Genomic DNA, 2,001 nt, shown 5'->3' with positions numbered 1-2,001 from the left:
GCTGTTCGTCGAGCCCGCGCGGATCGGGCGCGGGACGGGGCGGTCCCTGTACGCGTATGTGCTGCGCACCGCGCGGGAGGCGGGGTTCGCACGGCTGGTGATCGAGGCCGACCCGCACGCCGAGCCGTTCTACCGCGCGCTCGGCGCCCGTCCCCTCGGCGCCCGTCCCCTCGGCGCCCGTCCCCCCGACCGGCATCCGCCGGGCCCGGCGCGGGGGCTGCCGTGGCTGGCGGTGGATCTGACGCCGCCCGCGCCGTGGGTGCGGGCCTGGACGGGCGGGCGGCGCGCGGTGCACCTGGGCAACGTCGCCGGCTTCCAGGGGATGTTCGCGGCCCTGACCCCGGCGGAGCGCCAGGAGAGCGCGCACTACTCCTGCATGGCGGCGTTCGCCACCCCGCATCCGGCGGCGCTGGTGCTGCCCCTTCCGGTGCCGCCGGACTGGCTCGGGCTGGTCGCCCGGCCGCTGGCGTGGGACCGGGTGGAGGTCTTCGACGGCGTCGCCGACCCCGTACGCGCGGTCCGCGACCGCCCCGCGCTCCGGGCGCACCTGCGGGAGCTGGGCGCCCCGCTCGTCCCGTGGGGGCACACCCCGGAAACGGCGGAGCTGACCGGTACGGCACTGCCCGCCGAGGCGCACGCGTACGAGTCGAAGCGGGAGGCGCATCAGCTGTTCGACCGCCTCGCCGCGCAGCACCCCGGGATCGCGGTCCCCGCGCAGTGGACGGCCGGCACCCGGCGGCGCGCCGCGTGGCGGCTCGCGGTGCGGGCGCGGGCCGGTGCGGGGACGGTGGTCAAGACCGAGTACGGCGCGGGCGGTTCCGGCGTCCGGGTGCTGCCGGCGCGGGCGCGGGCCCGGCAGCGGCGGGCGCTGCTGCGCTCGCTGCCCCCGGGGCCGCTGCTGCTGGAGGAGTATGTGACCGGCGGGGCCGCGCCCCGGGACGTCACCTACGACGGCTTCGTGGACCGCGACGGCCGGGTCCACGAGGTGGGCGCCGCCGCCATGGAGGTCGCGGACACGGTCTACGCGGGCGCGGCCGTGGGGCCGGGCGCCGTTCCGGCCGCGCGCGCGGAGACGGTGTGCGCGTTCGGCCGCGCTGTGGGCGGGGAGCTGGCCGCGCGGGGGTACCGGGGCTGGTTCGACGTGGACTTCGTCGCGGCACGGGGCGGCGCCCTGGCGCCCACCGAGGTCAACCTCCGGCTGACCGGGCCCTCGGCGGCGTTCATGGTGAAGGCCCGGCTGGACGACGTACGCGGCGGCGACCACCTGGTGCGGGCCGTGGACCGCGTCCCGCTGGGCGCGCGGCTGCCGGAACCGCTGCTCGGGCCGTTTCTGCGGACGGTCGCCGACCGCTGTGCCGCCGCGGGCGCGGTGCTGGTGCCGTCGCTCCCGACCGCCGCGTTCGCGCCGGACCCGTGGATCGGCGTCCTGGTGGCCGCGCCGACCCCGTGCGCGCTGGACGCGGGGACGGCGGCGGTGCGGGACGCGTGCCGGGGGCTGGGCCGCATGTTCTGACCCGGCTCAGTCCGGATCCCGGGCGTGCTCTGCCTCCCGCAGCGCCGCCAGATACAGCACGACCACCACCGCCGCGATCATCAGCGGGATGTTGAACACGTACACCAGCAACGTCTGCTGCGGCCAGTCGTCCTTCGCGGCCAGCCGGTAGAGGTTGTCCTGCGGCCACCAGGACGCCAGCAGCCAGGCCACCGACAGATGGGCGGCCGTGAACAGCGCCGGGCGCACGTTCCGCCGCGGCATCACCAGCCGCCCCGCGCCCAGGAACACCAGGCCCACCCCGAACGACACCGCCTCGGCGAGATAGAGCCCCCGGAAGAACCACGACCAGGGGCCCGGAACAACCGACAGGTCCATGGAGCCCGGGAAGACGAGGATCGCGATCCCCAGCACCATCGGGAACAGCACCGTCCCGCCGAGCAGGATCGCGTTGACGTGGTCACGCGGCCCGCTCGGCGCGCCCCCCTCACCCTGTCTCTTATAAACAA

At 76.8% G+C, this 2,001-nt stretch carries 1 protein-coding gene and 1 pseudogene; one reads left to right on the top strand and one right to left on the bottom strand.

The window, feature by feature from the left end:
• Window positions 1–1,513, top strand: a pseudogene (locus G5C65_RS38775) (GNAT family N-acetyltransferase); the annotation flags it as partial.
• 6 nt (window positions 1,514–1,519) lie between these two features.
• On the opposite strand, the gene G5C65_RS36275 reads toward G5C65_RS38775, so the two are convergent.
• Window positions 1,520–2,001 (bottom strand): hypothetical protein (locus G5C65_RS36275; protein WP_206442666.1); only part of this gene is annotated, 482 nt, incomplete at its 5' end.

It is taken from the genome of Streptomyces boncukensis, from assembly GCF_011045075.1.
GTDB lineage: Bacteria > Actinomycetota > Actinomycetes > Streptomycetales > Streptomycetaceae > Streptomyces > Streptomyces boncukensis.
This window is presented reverse-complemented; position numbering and strand designations above follow the sequence as displayed.